Origin of the sequence: Streptomyces sp. WG7 (genome assembly GCF_049975785.1) — a bacterium.
In the GTDB taxonomy this organism is placed as follows: domain Bacteria; phylum Actinomycetota; class Actinomycetes; order Streptomycetales; family Streptomycetaceae; genus Streptomyces.
In genome coordinates this window covers 1-21,171 of record NZ_JBNGGE010000057.1, presented here as the reverse complement: position 1 = coordinate 21,171, position 21,171 = coordinate 1, and the positions used below count along the sequence as shown (strand labels likewise).

The 21,171-nt window shown below is 71.9% G+C and carries 18 protein-coding genes and 1 pseudogene; 7 read left to right on the top strand and 12 right to left on the bottom strand.

The window, feature by feature from the left end:
• Positions 1-44 precede the first annotated feature (44 nt).
• Positions 45-1,133 (top strand): AI-2E family transporter, encoded by a 1,089-nt coding sequence (locus ACP4J0_RS33910; RefSeq protein ID WP_426602596.1) that lies wholly within the window; start codon positions 45-47, stop codon positions 1,131-1,133.
• On the opposite strand, the gene ACP4J0_RS33905 is transcribed toward ACP4J0_RS33910, so the two are convergent.
• Positions 1,061-3,229: a SpoIIE family protein phosphatase gene (locus ACP4J0_RS33905; protein ID WP_426602594.1), complete on the bottom strand. Its 2,169-nt coding sequence runs from the start codon at positions 3,227-3,229 to the stop codon at positions 1,061-1,063. The two genes, ACP4J0_RS33910 and ACP4J0_RS33905, sit on opposite strands and share 73 nt — an antisense overlap.
• Before the next feature lie 180 nt (positions 3,230-3,409).
• Between ACP4J0_RS33905 and aspS the strand changes: the two genes are divergently transcribed.
• Complete coding sequence (aspS, locus tag ACP4J0_RS33900) at positions 3,410-5,173, top strand: aspartate--tRNA ligase (RefSeq protein WP_426602593.1); 1,764 nt, start codon at positions 3,410-3,412, stop codon at positions 5,171-5,173.
• A gap of 66 nt (positions 5,174-5,239) precedes the next feature.
• On the opposite strand, the gene ACP4J0_RS33895 is transcribed toward aspS, so the two are convergent.
• The 3 genes from ACP4J0_RS33895 to ACP4J0_RS33885 form a co-directional block, all read right to left on the bottom strand.
• Positions 5,240-5,845 (bottom strand): Uma2 family endonuclease, encoded by a 606-nt coding sequence (locus tag ACP4J0_RS33895; RefSeq protein WP_426602591.1) that lies wholly within the window; start codon positions 5,843-5,845, stop codon positions 5,240-5,242.
• 58 nt (positions 5,846-5,903) lie between these two features.
• The gene (locus tag ACP4J0_RS33890) at positions 5,904-6,779 is read right to left on the bottom strand and encodes a helix-turn-helix domain-containing protein (RefSeq protein WP_426602589.1); all 876 of its coding nucleotides are present in this window, start codon (positions 6,777-6,779) and stop codon (positions 5,904-5,906) included.
• Positions 6,780-6,920: 141 nt separating this feature from the next.
• Positions 6,921-7,466, bottom strand: coding sequence for an ATP-binding protein (locus ACP4J0_RS33885; protein ID WP_426602587.1), 546 nt, complete (start codon positions 7,464-7,466; stop codon positions 6,921-6,923).
• A 158-nt stretch (positions 7,467-7,624) separates the two neighbouring features.
• On the opposite strand from ACP4J0_RS33885, the gene ACP4J0_RS33880 reads away from it, so the two are divergent.
• Positions 7,625-8,500 (top strand): helix-turn-helix domain-containing protein, encoded by an 876-nt coding sequence (locus ACP4J0_RS33880; protein ID WP_426602586.1) that lies wholly within the window; start codon positions 7,625-7,627, stop codon positions 8,498-8,500.
• Positions 8,497-8,709, top strand: a complete 213-nt coding sequence (locus tag ACP4J0_RS33875) for a DUF397 domain-containing protein (protein WP_426602584.1) — start codon at positions 8,497-8,499, stop codon at positions 8,707-8,709. The genes ACP4J0_RS33880 and ACP4J0_RS33875 overlap by 4 nt, the downstream gene beginning before the upstream one ends.
• A gap of 137 nt (positions 8,710-8,846) precedes the next feature.
• Here ACP4J0_RS33875 and ACP4J0_RS33870 read toward each other — a convergent pair whose 3' ends face one another.
• From ACP4J0_RS33870 to ACP4J0_RS33855, 4 genes are all read right to left on the bottom strand, one after another.
• Positions 8,847-9,806 (bottom strand): hypothetical protein, encoded by a 960-nt coding sequence (locus ACP4J0_RS33870; protein ID WP_426602582.1) that lies wholly within the window; start codon positions 9,804-9,806, stop codon positions 8,847-8,849.
• A 103-nt stretch (positions 9,807-9,909) separates the two neighbouring features.
• Complete coding sequence (locus ACP4J0_RS33865; protein ID WP_426602580.1) at positions 9,910-10,275, bottom strand: PH domain-containing protein; 366 nt, start codon at positions 10,273-10,275, stop codon at positions 9,910-9,912.
• A 102-nt stretch (positions 10,276-10,377) separates the two neighbouring features.
• Positions 10,378-11,994: a methionine--tRNA ligase gene (gene metG, locus ACP4J0_RS33860; protein ID WP_426602578.1), complete on the bottom strand. Its 1,617-nt coding sequence runs from the start codon at positions 11,992-11,994 to the stop codon at positions 10,378-10,380.
• 109 nt (positions 11,995-12,103) lie between these two features.
• Positions 12,104-13,570: a VWA domain-containing protein gene (locus tag ACP4J0_RS33855; RefSeq protein WP_426602576.1), complete on the bottom strand. Its 1,467-nt coding sequence runs from the start codon at positions 13,568-13,570 to the stop codon at positions 12,104-12,106.
• 266 nt (positions 13,571-13,836) lie between these two features.
• On the opposite strand from ACP4J0_RS33855, the gene ACP4J0_RS33850 reads away from it, so the two are divergent.
• Positions 13,837-15,927 (top strand): PhoX family protein, encoded by a 2,091-nt coding sequence (locus ACP4J0_RS33850; RefSeq protein ID WP_426602574.1) that lies wholly within the window; start codon positions 13,837-13,839, stop codon positions 15,925-15,927.
• A 28-nt stretch (positions 15,928-15,955) separates the two neighbouring features.
• Here the strand turns inward: ACP4J0_RS33850 and ACP4J0_RS33845 are convergent, their stop codons facing one another.
• From ACP4J0_RS33845 to ACP4J0_RS33830, 4 genes are all read right to left on the bottom strand, one after another.
• On the bottom strand, positions 15,956-16,969 hold the full coding sequence (locus tag ACP4J0_RS33845) for an endonuclease/exonuclease/phosphatase family protein (RefSeq protein ID WP_426602572.1): 1,014 nt from the start codon (positions 16,967-16,969) through the stop codon (positions 15,956-15,958).
• Positions 16,970-17,096: 127 nt separating this feature from the next.
• On the bottom strand, positions 17,097-17,450 hold the full coding sequence (locus ACP4J0_RS33840) for a hypothetical protein (protein ID WP_426602570.1): 354 nt from the start codon (positions 17,448-17,450) through the stop codon (positions 17,097-17,099).
• An 87-nt stretch (positions 17,451-17,537) separates the two neighbouring features.
• Positions 17,538-18,476, bottom strand: a complete 939-nt coding sequence (locus tag ACP4J0_RS33835; RefSeq protein ID WP_426602568.1) for a hypothetical protein — start codon at positions 18,474-18,476, stop codon at positions 17,538-17,540.
• 171 nt (positions 18,477-18,647) lie between these two features.
• Positions 18,648-19,142, bottom strand: coding sequence for a hypothetical protein (locus tag ACP4J0_RS33830; RefSeq protein ID WP_426602566.1), 495 nt, complete (start codon positions 19,140-19,142; stop codon positions 18,648-18,650).
• Positions 19,143-19,287: 145 nt separating this feature from the next.
• Here ACP4J0_RS33830 and ACP4J0_RS33825 point away from each other — a divergent pair, with 145 nt between their 5' ends.
• Positions 19,288-20,451 carry a PP2C family protein-serine/threonine phosphatase gene (locus ACP4J0_RS33825; protein ID WP_426602631.1) on the top strand — a complete coding sequence of 388 codons (1,164 nt, stop codon included), beginning with the start codon at positions 19,288-19,290 and terminating at the stop codon, positions 20,449-20,451.
• 63 nt (positions 20,452-20,514) lie between these two features.
• Positions 20,515-21,171: pseudogene (locus ACP4J0_RS33820) on the top strand (hypothetical protein); the annotation flags it as partial.

The following is a 21,171-nucleotide window of genomic DNA, read 5'->3' as shown; positions in this document are numbered from 1 at the left end:
CGTCCGCGCAGGACAGCCCGCCCGGTGCGTGATCGGCTGGGGACGTGCAGCTGCTTCCCGGTCCGGTCCGTCGGTTCGCCGCCTGGTGCGCCGTCATCCTCCTCGCCAGCGGTGTCGTCTACGTCGCGATCCGGCTCTGCGCCGAGTTCCGCACCGCGGTGACGCCCGCCCTGCTCGCGCTGCTCGGCACCGCCCTGCTCCGACCGCTGCACCGGTGGCTGGTGAAGGCGCACGTGCAGCGCTCGCTGGCCGCCGGGCTCACCTGCGTCGCCGTCGTGGCCGTGGTGGGCGGGGCCGTGTACATCGTGGTGTCCGCGCTCGTCGAGACCGGCGACCAGATCATCGCCTCACTGCGGGACGCCGCGAAGGACATCGCCGACCACTTCGGGGCGGCCGGGACCTCGCTGGACGACATCGCGTCCAACGCGCGCGAACTGCTGGGCAAGTTCGGCGGTACGGCCGCCTCCGGCGTGGTCACCGGCATCAGCGTCGTCGGCGAGATGATCGCCATGGCCGTGCTCGCGCTACTGCTCGTCTTCTTCTTCCTGCGCGACTCGGACCGGGCCGTCGGCACGGTGCGCGCCATCGCCCCGCCCGGCGGCGCCGACATGGCCGAGGCGATGTCCCGGCGGGCCTTCGGGGCCGTCGAGGGGTTCATGCGGGGCACCACCCTCATCGCCCTCATCGACGCCGCCTGCATCACCGTCGGGCTGCTCGTCCTGCGCGTCCCCGGCGCGATCGGGCTCGGCGCGCTGGTCTTCGTCGGCGCCTACATCCCCTACCTCGGCGCCTTCATCTCCGGAGCCGTCGCCGTGCTCGTCGCGCTGGCCGACCGGGGGTTCGCCATCGCCCTGTGGGCCCTCGGGGTGGTCCTGGCCGTACAGGTGCTGGAGGGGCACGTGCTCCAGCCGGTGATCCAGAGCCGGACCGTGCAGATGCACCCGGCCGTCGTGCTGCTGGCCCTCACCGCGGGAGCGTCGGTGGCGGGCATCCTCGGGATGCTGCTCGCCGTTCCCCTCACGGCCGCGGCGTTCGGGATCGTGCACGAGCTCCAGGCGCGTTACGCGGTCTCCGGTTCGCCGGCCGGGCCGCGGCCGTCTCCGGGGCCGCCGTCCGGCTCCACGGACTCGTAGACCTCGTACCAGATGCTCTTGCCCTCGCCGCGCGGGGCGACGCCCCACGCGTCCGCCAGCAGTTCGATCAGGATCAGGCCGCGCCCGGAGGAGGCCATCTCCCCCGGCCGGCGCTTGTGCGGCAGGTCGGCGCCGCTGTCGGTGACCTCCACCCGGATCCGCCGCTCGCCCGGCTCGCCGGTGACCTCCGCGACCAGGAGGGCGTCGGCGTCGGTGTGCACCAGGACGTTGGTCAGCATCTCGGAGAGCAGGAGCACCGCGGCGTCCCGCTGCTCCTCGCTGGGCCAGTCGTGCAGCAGGTCGCGCAGATGCTGCCGGGCGGTGGCGATCCGCGCGGGCTCCGCCTGCGCGACGGTCAGCATCGTGCGCCGCACCGGGGCGCGGGCCACGGTGCTGTCGCCGCAGCCGCAGCCCTCGCCCTGCCGGCACAGCAGCAACAGGGCGATGTCGTCCTCCCGCCGGTCGGCCAGCGGGCCGGTCGTGTGGTGCGAGGAGGGTCCGTGGACGGCCTGGACCAGCGCGTCGGCCAGCTCCTCCAGGCCGCCGTCGTGCTCCTCCAGGATGACGCGGAGGCGGTGCCAGCCGGTCTGCAGGTCGTGGCCGCCGGTCTCGACCAGACCGTCCGTGCACAGCATCAGGGTGTCCCCGGGCTCCAGGGCGAGCCGCGTGGTCGGGTAGTCGGAGTCCGGGTCGATGCCGAGGGGCAGCCCGCCCGCCGTGGCGAGGATCAGCGCCGTTCCGTCCGCCATGCGTACGACCGGGTCCAGGTGCCCGGCGCGGGCGCTCTCCACGGTGCCGGTCGCCGGGTCGACCTCGGCGTAGTAGCAGGTCGCGAAGCGCATGTCCCCGGGGTCGTCGTCCGACTGGGCGAGGCCGTGGAAGAAGTGGGAGGCGCGGGAGAGCACCGCGTCGGGACGGTGCCCCTCGGCGGCGTAGGCGCGCAGCGCGATGCGCAGCTGGCCCATCAGCCCGGCCGCGCGTACGTCGTGTCCCTGGACGTCACCGATCACCAGGGCGAAGCGCCCCCCGGGCAACTGGATCATGTCGTACCAGTCACCGCCGACCTGGAGGCCGCCGCCGGTGGGGACGTAGCGGGCGGCGACGCCCATGCCCGGGATCTCCGGGCCGAGCACGGGCAGCATGGTGCGCTGCAGACCGTCGGTCAGCTCCCGCTGGGTCTCGGCGGCGCCCGCCCGGGACAGGGCCTGCGCCAGCATCCGCGCCACGGTGGTCAGCACCGACCGTTCGTCCGGCGTGAACGCGACCGGATAGGTGAAGGCCGCCAGCCAGGCGCCCATCGTGCGGCCCGCCACGGTCAGCGGCAGGAAGGCCCAGGAACGGCGGCCGAAACGCTCGGCGAGGGGCCAGGTAAGGGGATAGCGGGACCGGTACTGCTCGGGGGAGGAGAGGTAGACGGCGCGGCCGGTGCGGACCACTTCGGCGGCCGGGTAGTCCGTGTCCAGCGACATGTTCACGAACGGGTTCATGTCGTTCTGCGGCTGTCCGTGGTGGCCGATGACCGTCAGGCGGTCACCCGAGACCCCGAACACCGCGAGCCCGTCCGGGGAGAAACCGGGCATCGACAGGCCCGCCGCGACCCGCAGCACCTCCTCGGTGGACCGCGCCTCGGCCAGTGCCCGGCCCGCGTCCAGGAGGAACGCCTCCCGCGAGCGGCGCCACTCACCGGTGACCGCGCTGCGCCCGGCGGGCGTGCCGGGTGTCGGCTCGGCGACCTCCTGGAGGGTGCCGATCAGCTCGTACGCCTTGCGCACGGGGTCGAACGAGGGCTTGGAGCGGCTGCGCACGACGCGGACGATGTGACCCCGTTCGTCCATGATGCGGATCCGGACCTCGGCGAGGGTGCGCTCGGCGACGGCGAGCTGGACCACCCCGGTGATCTCGTTCCAGTCCACCGGATGCAGCCGGGCCCGTACCTGGGCCTCGGTGAGGGTCGCCCGTTCGGCGGGCAGCCCGAGCAGGCGGGCCGCCTCCGCGTCCACCGTGACCGCCCCCGCGGCGGTGTCCCAGTGCCACAGACCGGTCGCGAGAGCGGCAAGGACGTCCCCCACCTCGGGCAGGGGCTCACCAGTGCGCATTCATCCACTGTAGGAAGAGGGGATCGGACACTGCCACCGCTCGCTCCCGGGCCCGCGTCGCGTCAATGGGGAAGAGGACAGCCGTGCCCGGCCGGTACGCTGGGGGTTGTTTCACGCTGGGGTTGTTTCACGTGAAACGCGGAACACCATCCCCGATCCACGAAGGCTGGATGAACGACGATGCATCGGTACAGGTCCCACACCTGCGGCGAGCTCCGCTCCTCTGACGTCGGCACCGACGTCCGACTGAGTGGCTGGCTGCACAATCGGCGCGACCTGGGCGGCATCCTCTTCATCGATCTGCGCGATCACTACGGCATCACGCAGCTCGTCGCCCGTCCGGGTACCGAGGCGTACGAGGCGCTGGACAAGCTGACCAAGGAGTCGACCGTCCGTGTCGACGGCAAGGTCGTCTCCCGGGGCGCCGACAACGTCAACCCCGACCTGCCCACCGGCGAGGTCGAGGTCGAGGTCGGCGAGGTCGAGCTGCTCGGCGCCGCCCAGCCGCTCCCCTTCACCATCAACGCCGAGGACGGGGTCAACGAGGAGCGGCGCCTGGAGTACCGCTTCCTCGACCTGCGCCGCGAGCGCATGCACCGCAACATCATGCTGCGCACGTCGGTCATCTCCTCCATCCGCAGCAAGATGGTGGCCCTCGGCTTCAACGAGATGGCGACGCCCATCCTCACCGCCACCTCCCCCGAGGGCGCCCGCGACTTCGTCGTGCCCTCCCGACTGCACGCGGGCCGCTTCTACGCGCTCCCGCAGGCGCCGCAGCAGTTCAAGCAGCTGCTGATGATCTCCGGCTTCGACCGGTACTTCCAGATCGCGCCCTGCTTCCGCGACGAGGACGCCCGCGCCGACCGCTCGCCGGGCGAGTTCTACCAGCTCGACGTCGAGATGAGCTTCGTCGAGCAGGAGGACGTCTTCCAGCCGGTCGAGCGGCTGATGACGGAGCTGTTCACGGAGTTCGGCAACGGCCGCGAGGTCACCTCCCCCTTCCCGCGGATCCCGTTCCGCGAGGCGATGCTGAAGTACGGCTCCGACAAGCCGGACCTGCGCGCCAAGCTGGAGCTCGTCGACATCACCGACGTCTTCGAGGGCTCGGAGTTCAAGGCCTTCGCCGGCAAGCACGTCCGCGCCCTGCCGGTGCCGGACGTCGCCTCCCAGTCCCGCAAGTTCTTCGACCAGCTCGGCGACTACGCCGTCACGCAGGGCGCCAAGGGCCTGGCCTGGGTCCGCGTCGGCGAGGACGGCTCGCTGACCGGCCCGATCGCGAAGTTCCTCACCGAGGAGAACGTCGCGGAGCTGACCAAGCGGCTCTCGCTGGCCCCCGGCCACGCGGTGTTCTTCGGCGCGGGCGAGTTCGACGAGGTCTCGAAGATCATGGGCGCGGTGCGGGTCGAGGCCGCCAAGCGCGCCGGGCACTTCGAGGAGAACGTCTTCCGGTTCTGCTGGATCGTCGACTTCCCGATGTACGAGAAGGACGAGGAGACGGGGAAGATCGACTTCTCCCACAACCCCTTCTCGATGCCGCAGGGCGGCATGGACGCCCTGGAGAACCAGGACCCGCTGGACATCCTCGCCTGGCAGTACGACATCGTCTGCAACGGTGTCGAGCTGTCCTCCGGCGCGATCCGGAACCACGAGCCGGACATCATGCTCAAGGCCTTCGCGATCGCGGGTTACGACGCGGAGACCGTCGAGCGCGAGTTCGCCGGCATGCTGCGCGCGCTCCGCTTCGGCGCCCCGCCGCACGGTGGCATCGCCCCGGGCGTCGACCGCATCGTCATGCTGCTCGCCGACGAGCCCAACATCCGCGAGACCATCGCCTTCCCGCTCAACGGCAACGCCCAGGACCTGATGATGGGCGCGCCCACCGAGCTGGACGAGACCCGGCTGAGGGAGCTGCACCTGACGGTGCGCAAGCCGCAGCCGAAGTAACCTGCGGCGGCAGTACCGCAGCGAGGGGCTCGGAACCGTGGAGCGGTTCCGGGCCCTTCGTCGTCGTCACACCTGGTGCTCGCCCTGGTAGAGCGGCAGATCCCGGGTCGAGATGGTCCAGTCGGCGATCGTGACGTCCTCGCCGTAGACGAAGTCCTTGCGGGTGGCGTAGCGAGGGCCGTCCGGGGTGGCGTGGATGTCCGTGAAAACGGCGCCGGTGCCTGTGCGGGGGTCGAAGACCGCGTAAACGGGGATGCCGAGCAGGGGATAGTCGCGCACTTTGCCCACCCAGTCGTTGCCCGGGTTGGAGCGGGAGACGACCTCGACGGCAGCGATGAGCGACCGGGGGTCGAACGACCCCTCGACGTCCATGTCATCCTCGGCGATCACCATCAGATCGGGCCGCCGCATGACGCCTTCGGGCTCGTCCTCCACGTCCGGCTCACCGGTGTGCGCCACGATCTCTTCCGGCATCACCTTTTCCAGGCGCTTCCGGAGCCGCAGTGTGGTCAGCTCGTGCCGACCGCTGGGCGACATCATGTCGTGGACGATCCCTTCCTTGGTGATCTCGAACTTGCCGGGGAGCGTGTCGTCCGAGGACTGAACGAAGTCGCGCATGGCCCGGTATTGGTGGGAGGCGCCCTGCTGCGCGTTGTCGGGTGCGATGGTCATGGCGCTCGCTCCTCGTCGTGTGTGCCCACGGGCTCGGGCAAGGATCGTCGCCTTCATGCTAGGCGTCCTCCGGGTGGTCGGTTCGGCAGTCGCGGCAGCGGCCGGGATCCGGGGCGCGGAAGGCGCGGTCGCAGCCGTCGCAGGTCTGGAGGGGGTGCCGGGACTCGTGGGCGGCCGGCGGGGCCGGGGGCCGGAACGGCGGTGGGGGCGGCAGCTGGGCGGCCAGGCGGTGGGCGAGGAAGGCGGCGGGCCGGATCAGGGGCTCCAGCGGCAGGTTCTCGGTCAGCGCGTGGCGTACGGCGGTGGGGCCGACCTCGCGTTCCAGCCAGGCGGCGACGCCCGGGGCGAGGTGTTCCGCGTCGGTGGCGGAAAGAAGCAGCCGGGGGTCGCGGCGGCGCAGGCCGGTGAGGACGTCGACGGCCGCCTGGAGGAGGGCGGGGGCGGGATGCGACGGCTGGGGCACGGCGGGGAGGCGCTTGCGTGGTGGCGGCTTCTCCTGGGCCGCGCGCCGGACGGAAGGGCGGGATGCCGTCTCCCGTGCGCCGCCGCTGCTGTGTCCGGGCCTGTTGCGGGAGACCGTGCGGGTGACGATACGGCCGGTGGAGGTGCGCGTACACGTGCGCTGGAGGTAGCCGTGCTTCTCGAGCTCGCGCAGGGCGGCGGCGATGCGGGTGGGGCCCTCGGGGAAGCGGGCGGCGAGGGTCTTGATGTCGACGGAGGTGCCCTGGCGCACGGACTGGATGTAGCAGGAGAGCCCGATGGCGAGCAGGGACAGATCCTTGTGCTGGACGAGGTGGTTGCCGATCACCGTGAAGTTCTCGGTGTGGCGGACGTTGTCGTGGACGACGCCCGCGAACGGCTGCTCGTGGGGGTGGTCTTCGTCCAGGGTTCGGGACGGGGCGGGCGCGGGCGCGTTAGGGTGCTGTGCAGTCATCGGGAAGCTTCTTTCTTCCTTGGTGGTTAGGCCCTCGCACTGGGAAGCCACTCCCGGCGGGGGCCGACGCATGTCGGGTGGTCGTGTCGTCGCTGAGCGTAGGACAGACAACCGGCCCTGAATCCAGCCAAGTTGGCATATTCACCCGAGGGAGTGAGTTTGCCCGGCGGGAGGGAGGGGTGGGGTTTGGTGGGGTGCTTTCTGCCCAGTTAGCAGTTCATAGGGGGCGCAGGTACGACCGGAACGCGTGCCGTCGGGTTCCGGCACTTCCCGTGCGGAGAGGGAGAGTTCGGCCCAGACCGTTTTGCGGGGCGGCCTGCCGGGGGCCACGCCCCAGCGGTCGGCGAGGGCCGCCACGAGGGCCAGGCCGCGGCCGGACTCGTCGGCGGGGCCGGTGGGGCGCAGGCGCGGCAGCCGGTCACCGCGCGTGTCCGTGACCTCGATGCGGAGGGTCTCGCCGACCACGTAGAGCAGGAGCTGGAAGTTCCGGCCCGGGACGCGTCCGTGGGTGGCGGCGTTGTTCGCCAGCTCGGCCACGATCTGCGCCGCCGGATCCAACGGAAGCCCCCAAGCGCGCAGTTGTTCGGTTGCCAGCAGCCGGGCGAGACGTGCGCCCCGGGGTGTGGGGGACAGCAGGAGGCCGAAGTTGCGGACGCGCCCGCCGGGTTGGGTGAGTTTCTCATTCACGTCACTCAGCGTGGCCGCAGCTGCGTACCGTGAGGAGTGATGACGCCGTTGCGTACGGTGACTGTCCGGTGGTTGTCCGGTGGTGTCCGGGCTTGTCAGGCCGGTGCGTACGGGTAGGGCGTGGCTGGTACGAGGCGGTACGACGGAGGGGCGCGCGCATGTCGGTGGACGGTGAGGTCCGGCAGCTCAGGACCGAGGCTGACGAGCCTGGGTGGGAGGTGGACCCGGACGACGAGTGGGGCGTGGCGGTGGTCGCCACCGTGGGGCGGCAGTTGAAGCTGCGCCGGGAGGCCGTGGGAATGCGGGCCGGCGAGTTCGGCCAGGCCGTGGGGTACGGCGAGGATCTCGTCTACAAGATCGAGGGCGGAAAGCGGATTCCCCGGCCGGAGTACCTGGACATGGCCGACGAGGTGCTGGGGGCGGGTGGCCTGCTCGCCGCGATGAAGGAGGACGTGGCGAAGGTCCGGTATCCGAAGAAGGTGCGGGATCTTGCTCAGATGGAGGCGCGGGCGGTCGAGATCGGGGTGTACGAGAACAGCAACATCGCCGGTCTGTTGCAGACTCCCGAGTACACCAGGGCGCTGCTTGAGTCGTGGCAGCCCGCCTACACGCCGGAAGATCTGGAACGCCGAGTAGCCGCCCGTATGGCTCGGCAGGCCGTCTACGAGCGGTCTCCTGCGCCCGCGCTGAGCTTCGTCCTGGAAGAGGGGACGCTCCGGCGCAAGGTTGGGGGCACAATGGTCCGACGGCAGCAATTCGAACGCTTGCTGGAGGTGGGGCAGATGAACAGTGTCACCCTCCAGGTGATGCCGATGGAGAGTGGACCACACCCCGGTATGAGCGGCAGGATCGAGGTGCTGAAGTTCGAGGACGGCACGGCGGTGGGACGCTCCGACGGGGCGTTCAACAGCCGCCCGACGCACGATCCGAGGCAGCTTCGCATCCTTGAGCTGCGGTACGGCACCATCCGGGCGCAGGCCTTCCCGCCGGGGGAGTCGCTGGCCTTCATCGAGCAACTGCTGGGAGAAACATGATCCGCAAGGCCTCCGCCGGGGATGCCTCCGAACTGGCGTGGTTCAAGAGCAGCTACAGCAGCGGTCCCGACGGCGACTCGTGTGTCGAGGTGGCGACCACCTCCGGCACCGTCCACGTCCGCGACTCCAAGTACCGCGACGCGAGCCCCCGCTTCGCGGTGGCGCCGGAGGCGTGGGCGGGCTTTGTGACGTACGCGTCCGGGACCTGACGCCTCAACCACGCATGCCCCGAGCCTGGTTGTCACCGGGCGCGGGGCGCGTTGTAGTCAGGCCGCCTGGGTGGTGAAGGCCACTGAGCTTGTCCCGTAGCTCCTGGCCCAGGCGCTCGACACCGAGGTGTCTCGGTTCACGGGGTGTCCTCCGGGAGCTCCGGGTGGCCCGTCTCCGGGGCGAACAGGTCCTCCGCTCGCTCTACTGTGCCGGCGCGGTCCAGCCAGTCGTTGAGGAGGGTGAGGTCGGAACACGTGCGGATGCGCTCACGGACGGCGTCAGTGATCACGAGGCCACGCACCTCCAGTACCCGCAGGACGCCCTTGGCCTCACCGCGGGCCTCGCCCTCGGCCTTTCCCTCGGCCTTTCCCTCGGCCTTTCCTTCGGCCCTGCCCTCGAGGTACTTCTCCTCGAACAGTGTCCGGTGTCCCGGGAAGTGGGTGATGACGTCCTGCATCAGCTTTCTCCAATTCTCCCTGGTCGGAGTGGATTCCAATCCGACCTCCACCATTTCGAACCAGTACTTCGTGATGTCCGGCTCGAAGGACAACAGCCCGCGGGCGACGGCTTCCAGTATGGCGGGCGCGCGGCGGCTCTCGCTGTGGACGATGGCGGAGAGCACCGCCAGGGCGGGGCGCCGGGCCACCGCCACCTCGTCGGTCACTTCCGGGACCGTCTGGGGCCCCAGGACGATCGGCCGGGTGGTCTGGGTCGGCCAGGAGGCCACGCCGCATTCGAAGGGCCCCGCGGCCCACGCCGCTGTGGCACGGTCCCGGCAGACCGCCACCAGCACGACCGGCAGGTCGTACTTCGCGCACAGGTACGCGACGTAGTACGCCCAGCTCCTCGCCTTGTCGGGGTCCTTCTTGGTCTGCGACTCGAGGGCGAGCACGAAGTTCTCCCCCATGTCGGGCGCGAACCTGAGCACCGTGTCCACACGGCGCTCCATCGGCCGGATCTCGGTGGCGTCGGGGGAGAGCTCGTCGAAGTCGTCCTTCGAGGGCGGCGGAAGCCCCAGTGCCTCGAAGACAGGCGCGAGAGCCTCCGGGTGCTCCTGGAAGAGCCGGTGGGAGGCCTCGTGTGTTGCTTTGACCATGAGCGCCAGTTAAGTGCGGTCCTGGCAGGAGTATTCGGCATATGCCGGAGCATTCACTCGTTCGGGGACCGGAGAATCGTTCGCTCCGGGCAGGGCGCCCGCGTCAGCGGGCCACGAACTGGGTCAGGATCGCCTGGACCTCGTAGATGTCGACGCCCTTGGTGAAGGTCTTCTGGATGGGGGTCTGGGAGCCCGAGAGCCAGATCTTCAGTTCGGCGTCGAGGTCGAAGTGGCCGGCCGTCTCGACCGAGAAGTGCGTGATGCTGCGGTACGGGATCGAGTGGTACTCGGTCTTCTTGCCGGTGATGCCCTGCTTGTCGACCAGGATCAGGCGCCGGTCGGTGAGCAGGATGGTGTCGCGGATCAGCAGGTAGGCGGCGTGGATCTGCTCTCCGTGGCCGAGCAGACGCGCGTAGTCCTGCTGCGCCTGGGCCGGGTTGATGCTGTGCGCGTTGCCGAACAGTGCCATGGACGGTCCTCCCACGTGAGCTGGCTATTTGTCCGATCTTCGCAAAGCAGAAGGCCCGGGAGAAGGTCTGCCCCTCCCGGGCCCCGTGCTGTAGCGAGCGCGTTACGCGGTCGGCTTCTCCTCGAGACGCGGGAAGAGCACCGCGCCCTTGGTGACCGTCGTGCCGGCGGGCAGCCGGCCCCAGTCCGCCGCCTCCTGCACCCTCTGGTCCGCGAGGCCGCCGAGGGACGCCTCGGCGCCGAGCGAGTCCCAGAGCTTCTGGGAGGTGTCCGGCATGATCGGGTTGAGGAGGACCGCCACCGCGCGGAGCGACTCCGCGGCCGTGTAGAGGATCGTCGCCAGGCGGGCCTTGCCCTCCGGCGAGTCGTCCTTGGCGACCTTCCAGGGCTCCTGCTCGGTGATGTAGCCGTTGACCTGCTTGACGAAGTCGAAGACGGCCAGGATGCCGCCCTGGAAGTCCAGCTCCTCGCCGATCTTCCGGTCGGCCTCCGTGACGGCCTTGGTCAGGCCGTCGTGGATCGCCTTCTCCGCGTCACCGTCGGCCGCCGAGGCCGGCAGCTCGCCGCCGAAGTACTTGCCGACCATGGCCGCGACGCGGGAGGCGAGGTTGCCGTAGTCGTTGGCCAGCTCGCTGGTGTAGCGGGCGGAGAAGTCCTCCCAGGAGAACGAGCCGTCCTGGCCGAACGCGATCGCGCGCAGGAAGTACCAGCGGTACGCGTCCACGCCGAAGTGCGAGGTCAGGTCCTGCGGCTTGATGCCGGTCAGGTTGGACTTCGACATCTTCTCGCCGCCGACCATCAGCCAGCCGTTCGCGGCGATCTTCCCGGGGAGCGGGAGGCCCTGCGCCATCAGCATCGCCGGCCAGATGACCGCGTGGAAGCGGAGGATGTCCTTGCCGACCAGGTGCACGTCGGCGGGGAACGTCGCCTCGAACTTCTCCGGGTTCTCGTTGTAGCCGACCGCCGTGGCGTAGTTCAGCAGGGCGTCGACCCACACGTAGATGACGTGCTTGTCGTCCCAGGGGACCGGCACGCCCCAGTCGAAGGTCGAGCGGGAGATGGAGAGGTCCTGGAGGCCCTGGCGGACGAAGTTCACGACCTCGTTGCGCGCGGACTCGGGCTGGATGAAGCCCGGGTTGGCCTCGTAGTGCGCGAGCAGCTTCTCGCTGTACGCGCTCAGCTTGAAGAAGTAGTTCTCCTCGCTGAGGATCTCCACCGGCTTCTTGTGGATCGGGCACAGCTTCTGGCCCGCGTACTCGCCCTCGCCGTCGAGCAGCTCGCCGGGGAGCTTGTACTCCTCGCAGCCCACGCAGTACGGGCCCTCGTAGCCGCCCTTGTAGATCTCGTCCTTGTCGTACAGGTCCTGCACGAACTCCTGGACGCGGTCGGTGTGCCGCTTCTGCGTGGTGCGGATGAAGTCGTCGTTCGCGATGTCGAGGTGCTCCCACAGGGGCTTCCAGGCCTCGGTGACGAGCTTGTCGGCCCAGGCCTGCGGGGTGACCCCGTTCGCCTCGGCCGTGCGCATGATCTTCTGACCGTGCTCGTCCGTGCCGGTGAGGTACCACACCTTCTCGCCACGCTGGCGGTGCCAGCGGGTGAGCACGTCGCCTGCGACGGTCGTATAGGCGTGGCCCAGGTGAGGAGCGTCGTTGACGTAGTAGATGGGGGTCGAGACGTAGTACGCCTTCGCCCCCTGCTTCTCGTTTCCAGTGGCCGCCATGGTCGAAATCCTACTGGTCGGATGGAGATCGACTCACACGCGTTTCGGGGGGCGGACAGGGGCGGACAGGATGGTTCTTCCTGTCCGCCCCTGTCCGCCCTCGTGGGTCCTACGGGCGCCAGGTGGCCAGTACGCCCTCGTAGAGCTCCTTGTCGGTGAGCTCCCTGGGGGTCTCGCCGGCGAGGAAGTGGGAGGCGTTGGCGGTCTTGAGCTTGCGGAGGTAGTCGAAGGCCTTGTTCTCCGGGTCGCCGAAGGCGACGAAGGAGAAGTGCACGTTCGGGTGGTTCGCCGCCGCGTCGGTCAGGGACTGGGTGGCGGGGGTCTTGGCGTCGGGGGCGCCGTCGGTCTGGAAGACCACCAGGGCGGGGGTGCCGGGGGCTTCCTTCTCGTGGTGGGCGAGGACGGCCTCCACGGCGGCGTGGTAGCTGGTGCGGCCCATGCGGCCGAGGGCGCCGTGCAGCTCTTCGATCTTGTTCTCGTGGTCGGTGAGGGTGAGGTCGCCGGCGCCGTCCACCTCCGTGGAGAAGAACGTGACGTGGACCGTGGCCTCGGGGTCCAGGTGGGCGGCGAGGGCGAGGGTCTGCTCGGCGAGGGTCTGGGCGGAGCCGTCCTTGTAGTACGGGCGCATGGAGGCGGAGCGGTCGAGGACGAGGTGGACCTTGGCGCGGGTGCCGGTGAGGCCGTGCTTCTTGAGGGCGGTGGCGGCGGCCTTGTAGGCGGTGGTGAGGCCGGGGGCGCGGGAGCGGACGCGGGCGGCGGTGGTCGCCGGTTTCGGGGCCTGGGCCTCCGGCCGGGGGGCCGGCTTGGCCTCGGCTTCGCCTTCGGCCCCTGTGTTCCCACCCGCACCACCCGTGCCGGGTTCGTTGTCGGGTGCGGGTGGCCCCTGTGGGGTCCCTTCGCCGTCGGCGGCTGCGGGCTCGGGGGCGGGGGTGGGGGCGGGGGTGGGGGTGGGGGTGGCCGGCTCTGCCAGGGCTTCGGGCTCGGCGGGTTCCGCCGTCTCGGCGGCCGGGGTCTCCTCGGCTCCGGCTTCGGCTTCGGGCTTGGAGACGGGCTCTGCCTCGGGGGCGGCTTCTGGCGCGGGCTTGGAGGTGGCCTCGGCCTCGGGCTCGGCTTCGGGCTTGGAGGTGGCAACCTCGGGCTCGGACTCAGAGGTGGCCTCGGGCTCGGTGGCGGCCTCAGGTTCGCGTTCGGCCTCGGATTCCACGGCGGGGGTGGGCTCCGGCCGGGGTTCCGGTGTGGTCTCCGGCTCCGGGGGCTGCCGGTCCGAGGTCTTGTCCGGGGACTCCGTCGGTTTCGGGACCGTGACGTTGGCGAAGGCCGCCTTGACGAGTTCGTGCTCGTCGGGGGAGGCCGCCGTGCGGGGCTCGGGGACCTGGGCCGTCTTCGGGGCGGGGTCGGCGGTCTCCGTCGGCTCCGGAGCCTCGACCGGTTCCGGGAGTGCGGTGGGCTGGGACGGGAGCTTCGGCTCCGGCGCGATGGCCGGCGGTGCCGTCTCCTGCGTCGCACCCTCCGCCTGGGCGGTCCGTTCTTTGCGTGACCGTCCGAACGCGTTCCGCAGGAGAGTGAGAATGCCCATGTGCGCAACCCTTCGCGTGAGTTGATGCCCGTCAATCCCTGGCCAGGACGGACACGTAAGGTTAGCGGCCCCGGCTTGTGATCTTGTGCAGGGTCTGCCACGAAAGCCCGGGCGCGTCAAGGAGGGATCGAGACGCCGCGGTAATTCCCCTCCGGCTTCCGTGGATTCACCCGTCGTTCACCGTGGCGCCCGTCTCCCGCACGTATGTGCACCTACGGTCGCGCTGACACCAAGGGCATCCAAGGGCTTCTCAGGGGAGAATCACAGTGCGCAAGCTGCTGCCGTTGATCGGAACGCCGTCCGGTTCGCATCCCGGCGGCCGGTCCGCCATGACCTGCCGTTTCCGGTGTGGTGACGCCTGCTTCCACGAGGTGCCCAACACCAGCTCCAACGAGTACGTCGGCGACGTCATCGCCGGCGCGCTCAGCCGGCGCTCCATGATGCGTGCCGCGGCCGTCGTCACCGTCGCCGCGGCGGGCGCCGGGGCCGTGGGCGTGGCGGGGGCGCCGTCGGCGCAGGCCGCGCCGGCGGCCGGCAGGGGGCACGGACACGGGCACGGGAAACCGTCCGCGTCGAAGGGCGCGCGCGGGCTGCGGTTCACGCCCGTCGCGCCCAACACCGACGACGCCGTCACCGTCCCCGAGGGGTACCGGCAGGACGTCGTGATCCGCTGGGGCGAGCCCATCCTGCGCGGGGCGCCCGCCTTCGACCCGGAGAACCAGACCGCCAGGGCCCAGGCCGGTCAGTTCGGCTACAACAACGACTTCCTCGCCCTGCTGCCGCTGCACGGTGAGCGCGGCCGGCAGATCCTCGTCGCCAACCACGAGTACACCGACGAGGTGCTCATGTTCCGCGGCTACGACCCCGACAACCCGACCCGCGAGCAGGTCGAGATCGCCTGGGCCGCGCACGGGCTGTCCGCCGTGGTGGTGGAGGAGGAGCGCCGCAGCGGCAGGCTGACGCCCGTCTCCCGGCACCGCCTCAACCGCCGCATCACCGCCACCACCGAGTTCCGGCTGACCGGGCCCGCCGCCGGTTCCGACCTGGTGAAGACCTCCGCCGACCGCAGTGGCCGCAAGGTGCTCGGCACCCTCAACAACTGCGCCGGCGGCACCACCCCGTGGGGTACGACGCTGCACGGCGAGGAGAACTTCAACCAGTACTTCGCCAACAGCAGCCGGGCCACCGACAAGCGCTACGGCATCGGCACCGGCGCCACCGAGCGCAAGTGGGAGCGGTTCGACAAGCGCTTCGACGTCGCCCAGGAGCCGAACGAGGTGCACCGCTTCGGGTACGTCGTCGAGCTCGACCCGTACGACCCGGACTCCACGCCCCGCAAGCACACCCTGCTCGGCCGCTTCAAGCACGAGGCCGCGACCGTGCGGCTGACCCGCGACGGGCGCCCGGTCGTCTACACCGGCGACGACGAGCGGTTCGACTACTTCTACAAGTTCGTCGGCAGTAAGCGGATGCGGCACGGCAACTCCCGCTGGGCGCGCGAGCACAACCTGTCGCTGCTCGACGAGGGCACCCTCTACGTCGCCAAGCTCAGCGGCGACTCCCCGGCGATCGAGATCGACGGCACGGGCACGCTGCCGAGCGACGGCGAGTTCGACGGCAGCGGCCGCTGGATCCCGCTGGTCACCGCCACCGAGGACGGCGCCGTCTCGCACGTCGACGGCATGACCGCCGAGGAGGTCTGCGTCTTCACGCGGCTCGCCGGTGACAAGGTCGGCGCCACCAAGATGGACCGCCCCGAGGACATCGAGCCGTCGCCGACGACCGGCAAGGTGTACGTCGCCCTCACCAACAACTCCAACCGGGGCAAGTCCGGGTACGCGGGTGCCGACGAGGCCAACCCGCGCAACAGCAACAAGCACGGCCACGTCCTGGAGCTGACCGAGCGCTGGAACCGGGCCGACGCCACCAGCTTCGCCTGGTCGCTGTTCCTGGTCGCCGGTGACCCGGAGGACCCGGCGACCTACTTCGCGGGCTTCCCGAAGGACCGGGTCAGCCCGATCTCCTGCCCCGACAACATCGCCTTCGACGACCACGGCAACCTGTGGCTGTCCACCGACGGCAACGCGCTCGGCTCTCACGACGGCCTCTTCGGCGTCGCGACGAAGGGTGACCGGCGCGGTGAGCTGAAGCAGTTCCTGACCGTGCCGAACGGCGCGGAGACCTGCGGCCCGCTCATCCAGGACCGGCGCGTACTGGTCGCCGTGCAGCACCCGGGCGAGGTCGACGGCGCCTCCGTGGAGAAGCCGGCCAGCAGCTGGCCCGACGGGCCCGGGAAGATCGTGCGCCCGTCGGTCGTGGCGGTGTGGCGCGCGGACGGCCGCGACATCGGCGTCTGAGCGCTCCCTTCCGGGCGGGGCCGGTGTGTCAGCCGGCCCTGTGCAGCGTGAGGTCGACGACCAGTGCGCGGTGGTCGGTGTCGGCCAGGTCCAGGAACCGGGCGCGGCGCGCGGTGAAGTCCTCCGACACCAGGACGTGGTCGATCTGCACGCCGAACGCCGGGGCGGTCCGGGCCGGCCAGGTGGCCGTCCGGTCGGCCCCGGCCAGCCGGGCCGCGTCGCGCAGCCCCGTGTCGAGGATGCGGCGGAACGCGGCGTGGTCCTGGGAGGCGTTGAAGTCGCCGGCGAGGACGGTGGGGGTCCCGCTGTCCTCGGCCTCGGCGGCGGCGTCGCGCAGCGCGTCCAGCTCCTCGCGCCACAGGCCGACCTGGTCCGGCAGCGGCGGCATCGGGTGGGCGAGCTGGAGCCGTACGGCGTGGCCGCGCACGTCGGCGACGGCACCGGGCATGCCCATGGTGCCGGGGACGTCGGGGGCGGCCTTGAGCGGGAACGCGCTCAGGATGACGGACCCCTCGGAGCCGCCGCCCTCGACGGCCTGCCGGTGGGGGTAGTCGGCGGCGAGGTCGCGCCGCAGCGCCGCGTCGCACGTGTACTCGCACTCCTGTACGAATACGAGGTCGGGTTTCTCGCGCCGCACGGCGGAGATCAGCTCGCCGGTGCCCTGGCCGAACTCGACGTTCGAGGTCAGCACCCGCAGCTCGGCGACCGGCAGCCCGACGGGGTCGCCCGTCTTGCCGTACGGCTCGATGAACCACGCCAGCAGCCCGAGCAGCGCCACCCCCCACACGGCACCGGTCCACCACCGGGCGAGCAGCGTCAGCAGCAGCGCGGCGCCGGTCGGCACGAGCAGCCAGGGCAGGAAGGCGAGCAGCTGCGGTACGGGTGTGATGCCGTCGCTGTCGGCGGCGCGGCAGCCGACGACCACGCTCACCCCGGCGAACAGCAGCCCCGCGCACCAGGCCCCGAACCGCCGCCCGGCACGGCGGTCGGCCGGCCGTTCGCGGGAGTCCGTCCACTCACCGGTCGCCGTGTCGGTGTCCAAGTCCCGGCCTTCCACTCGCGGGTGCGTTGCCTGCCTCTGCGCTCAGTGCCTCTGTGTCCACTGCCTGTGCGATGCCCGAATCCTCCCTCAAAGACGGGAGTCGAGGGCAGGAAGTTGCGCACAGGTCCTACACCCGCGCGTGGAACTCCCGGATCACCTCGATGCGCCCCACGATGTGCGCGTTGAACGCGTCCAGCTCCTCCGCCGGAACCCACAGCTCCAGGATCGTCTCGCCGCCGGCCCGGCGTACCGGGTAGCGCTCCAGGAAGCCGGCGTCGACCTCGAAGCGGGTGACGTAGCCCGAGCCGGACGCGGGGACGTTCCAGTCGCGGGCGATGCGGACGGCGTAGTCCTCGTTGAGGACCGGGTAGAAGATCGGCTGCTCGGGCAGGCGGGGCGGCCACGCCGTCCAGCCGGAGGCCTCGACCAGGGCCAGCTCCTCGGGACCGGTGGGACGCCACAGGGTCGTCGTCTTGGACATGGGCGGTGACCCTAGCCGCCCGGCCGTGAGCCCGGCCAAGGCATTACCGGCCTCGGGCGGCTCGGGGCGGGGCGCGCGGCGGTCGGCTCAGCGGCGGGGCCGCGGCGGCCGGGGCGGTGCCGGGGCGACGGGGGTCCCCGCGGGTGCCCGGCGGCGGCGCAGCAGACGTCCGTACCGGCCGGTGAGCCAGGAGGCCAGGGCGACCGTGAGGCCGAGGCCGACCAGCAGCCAGGAGGCCGTGCGCAGGGTCCCGGTGAGGGCGTCGTAGACGGCGCCCGCGGCCGGCCCGTCCACCGCGCCCTCCACCGCGTCGGGGAGTTCGGCGACGGTGAGCCGGCGGCCCACCACGACGGAGAGGGCGAGCAGCGCCCCGCCGAGGGCGGTGCCGACCCCGGCGGCGGTGACGGCGCGCCGGCGGCAGGCGGCGACGGCGATGCCGGTGACCGCGAAGACGACGGCGGCGACCGGCAGCCAGAAGGCGGCGACGTCGAGCACGTGGTAGCCCTTCCTGAGCCGGTCCGCCTCGTGGGCCGGGAGCACGGTGACCGCGATGTGCCGGACCGGGATGCGCCGCGCGAACGGCACGTTGTCCTCGGCGAGCCGGTCCTTGACGCGGTCGGCGACCGGGGCCAGGTCGACGGTGACCGCCTGGCCGTCCGCCCGGTCGTCCCGCAGGGCGCGCAGCACGGCGTCGTGGACGGTGCGGTTGGCCGCGTCCCAGCCCTCGCGGAAGGCCTCGGTCCGGGTGAACGACCGTGCCGCGTCCTGCGCGAAGAGCCGCACGGTGCCGTTCAGGGGGCCGGCCGCGACCTCGTCCGCGACCCCGTCGCCCACCGCGTCCGCGGCCGCGTCGGCGACCGCGTCCCGTACGTCCGGGTCATCGGCGAGCGGCGCCATGGCGGCGACGTACCGTCCGGTGTCGGTCAGCCCGTACGCCGCCCAGCCCGCCGGCACGCCGCACGGTACCGCCAGGCAGGCGAGGGCGATCAGGACGGCCGACAGGGCGCTCCGGAATCGTGGGGGCACCCTCCCAGACAAGGCGCCGGCGACGGCACGGGCGACCGGCGTGACTGCATACGGCCCACCGGGACGAGCCGAACGTGCGCCCCGCCCGGCCCCGGGGTCTGCGGGCGGGCGCCACCCGCTCCCGCTCCCGCTCCCGGATCAGACCCCGGGGACGGGTGACGGCGCGGGCCGTCAGGTGACGCGGTGCCCCCGCGCGTCCTCGTGGGTGTAGTAGCGGTAGAACAGCGCCCCGAAGACCGCCGCCGCGACCAGCAGGGACACGAGGACGCACGTGAACATGGCCACGCCGCTCTGCGCGTACAGGAAGCCCAGCGCGCTGCCCGCGAACGCGCCCCACAACGCCGCGTGGCCTTCGCGCGGCAGCCGCCGGGCCACGGCCCGCACCACGGCGTAGAGCACGACGAACGCGAGCACGGTCAGGAAGCCGAACAGCAGGTTCCGGCCGGTGATGGGGCCGCCGTAACGGCGGATGGACGCGGCCCAGTAGCCGTAGACCAGTCCGGCCGCGACGGGCCCCGCCCACCGCGCCACCCGGTGGGTCCGCGCGCTGAAGACGTCGGGTGCCTTCGTACGCGGGCCGCGCGTGCCCGTCCCGGGGGGCGTCCCGGGGGACGTTCCGGTGGGTGCTCCGGTGGATGTGCCGCGTGCCGGTACCGCGTGAGCCATGAGCGCACTCCTCTCGCCTCGCCCCCGACTACCAGGGCACACCTGGGCAGGCGGACCGGCAAGTCAGGATGCGGGCCGTGGGGGCGCGTGTTTCGCTGGCTCCGTGAGGGGTCGCGACCGCAGGCCGGTGCGCGGCCGGTGGCGGCTGATCGGCCGGCTCGTCCAGGCCGCCGGCCGGGGCGACGCCGCGTCCCGGCACGAACTACTCAGCGTCCGCGGCCACAGTGTCGCCTGGGCGTTCCCGCTGCTCCTGCTCGTCGGTATCGCCGCGGCCGACATCACCACCGGGGCGTTCGAGATCATCTCCTGGACGGTGCTCGTGCCCGGCGTGGCCGCCGCGGTCTGCGGGGTGCGGGCGACGGCCGCGTTCGCGGTGGTCGCCGTCGTCGTCTACGTCCTCGCCGACACCGTCTGGCAGCACCGCGACGAGACCGGCCTGTCCGGCCTGGTCCTCGTCACCCTCGGCGGGACCATCGCCGTGGTGGCCGCCGCCGTCCGGGTCGGCGGCGAGCAGCGCATGCTGCACATGCGGGACATCGCCGACACCACCCGCCGCACCGTCCTGCGCCCGCTCCCGGTGGGCTTCGGCGGCCTCGACCACGCCGCCGTCTACCTCTCCGCGGACACCGAGGCCCGTGTCGGCGGCGACTTCTACGACATCCAGCCCGGCCCGCACGGCACCCGTGTCCTCGTCGGCGACGTGCAGGGCAAGGGGCTGGGCGCGGTGGACACGGCCGCCGCGCTGCTCGGCACCTTCCGCGAGACCGCCTACCACGAGCCGGACCTCGCGACGGTCGCCGAGCGCCTGGAGATCCGTATGCGACGCCACCGCGCGCGGACCGCCGCCCTCGGCCGGTCCGACGGCGACCGCTTCGCCACCGCCGTGCTGATCGGGTTCTCGGACGACCTGCCCGACGTGGTGGACGCCGTCGTCTTCGGCCACGAACCCCCGCTGGCGGTCGGCCCCGCGGGCGTACGGGCCCTGCCGGCCGCCGGCGGACTGCCGCTGGGCATGAGCGACCTCGTCCCCGGCTCGCCGGTGCCGCCGGTGTGCCGGCCGGCCCTCGCCGCGGACGAGACGCTGCTGCTGGTCAGCGACGGGGTCACCGAGGCCCGCGACCCCGACGGATGCTTCTACCGGCACGCCGAGGACATCGCCCGCGCCGTCGCCGCCGACCCCTCGAACGCCGCGCCGTCGCGGCTGGTGGCGCTCGTACGGGACGGCACGCTGCGGCACTGCCGGGGGCGGCTCGTCGACGACACCACGGTCTTCGCGGTACGGCGGCGGGGGGTGCCCGTGGACGGTTGAGTGCCCCGCTTCGCAGCCGCACCGGTTACGGTGCTGCCGTACGTGATCGACAGGGGGAGGGACATGCCCGGAACCGTGCTGCTGCTCGCGGCGTCGCCCGTGGGCAAGGGGGGCCTGGTGGACGCCGCCTCCGTGCTCCCCGTACTCGCGGCCGTGCCGCCCGCCGTGCTCTCCGGCACCGACACCGCGAACGTGGTCGAGCTCGCCGACCCGCTGGAGCCGCAGGCCGTCCTCACCCGGCTGCGTGCGGCCGCGGCGGCACCCGGACCGCTGACCGTCTACGTCGTCGGGCAGCTCCAGCTGGACCGGCGCCAGCGCCTGCCGCACCTGGCGCTGGCCCGCACCACACCGGCGACCGTCCGCTACACCGCCCTGCCCTGGCACTGGCTCCGCGAGGAGCTGCGGCTGCGGCCGAGCGGCGCGACGACGCTCCTGCTCGACCTGCACGCCGACCAGGAGACCTGGCAGTGGCTGCGGGAGAACCCGCTGGACTGCGGGCGCAACAACGCCGTCTACGGGCGCATCGCGCCGCCGCCCGCGCGGCGGACGGTGGCCACCCCGTCGTACATGCGGGCCGTCGCGACGATCCTGCGCAGCGGGCACCGGCCGCCGCCGGACCAGCTGCACGAGCAGGCGCTGGCCCGCGGCGCGGCCGAGGGCGCGGGGAGCGGCGGGCCGGCCGGCGCGGACCTGGTGCTGACGGAGCCCGGGCCGGCGGCG

Bases quoted from the DNA above. Each gene is read 5' to 3' on its own strand.
- ACP4J0_RS33865 (WP_426602580.1), bottom strand. From the start codon at position 10,275: ATGGCACTGTTCGGCAACGCGCACAGCATCAACCCGGCCCAGGCGCAG.
- ACP4J0_RS33855 (WP_426602576.1), bottom strand. From the start codon at position 13,570: ATGGGCATTCTCACTCTCCTGCGGAACGCGTTCGGACGGTCACGCAAA.
- ACP4J0_RS33880 (WP_426602586.1), top strand. From the start codon at position 7,625: ATGTCGGTGGACGGTGAGGTCCGGCAGCTCAGGACCGAGGCTGACGAG.
- ACP4J0_RS33875 (WP_426602584.1), top strand. From the start codon at position 8,497: ATGATCCGCAAGGCCTCCGCCGGGGATGCCTCCGAACTGGCGTGGTTC.
- ACP4J0_RS33830 (WP_426602566.1), bottom strand. From the start codon at position 19,142: ATGGCTCACGCGGTACCGGCACGCGGCACATCCACCGGAGCACCCACC.
- ACP4J0_RS33840 (WP_426602570.1), bottom strand. From the start codon at position 17,450: ATGTCCAAGACGACGACCCTGTGGCGTCCCACCGGTCCCGAGGAGCTG.
- ACP4J0_RS33905 (WP_426602594.1), bottom strand. From the start codon at position 3,229: ATGCGCACTGGTGAGCCCCTGCCCGAGGTGGGGGACGTCCTTGCCGCT.
- ACP4J0_RS33890 (WP_426602589.1), bottom strand. From the start codon at position 6,779: ATGACTGCACAGCACCCTAACGCGCCCGCGCCCGCCCCGTCCCGAACC.
- ACP4J0_RS33870 (WP_426602582.1), bottom strand. From the start codon at position 9,806: ATGGTCAAAGCAACACACGAGGCCTCCCACCGGCTCTTCCAGGAGCAC.
- aspS (WP_426602593.1), top strand. From the start codon at position 3,410: ATGCATCGGTACAGGTCCCACACCTGCGGCGAGCTCCGCTCCTCTGAC.
- ACP4J0_RS33895 (WP_426602591.1), bottom strand. From the start codon at position 5,845: ATGACCATCGCACCCGACAACGCGCAGCAGGGCGCCTCCCACCAATAC.
- metG (WP_426602578.1), bottom strand. From the start codon at position 11,994: ATGGCGGCCACTGGAAACGAGAAGCAGGGGGCGAAGGCGTACTACGTC.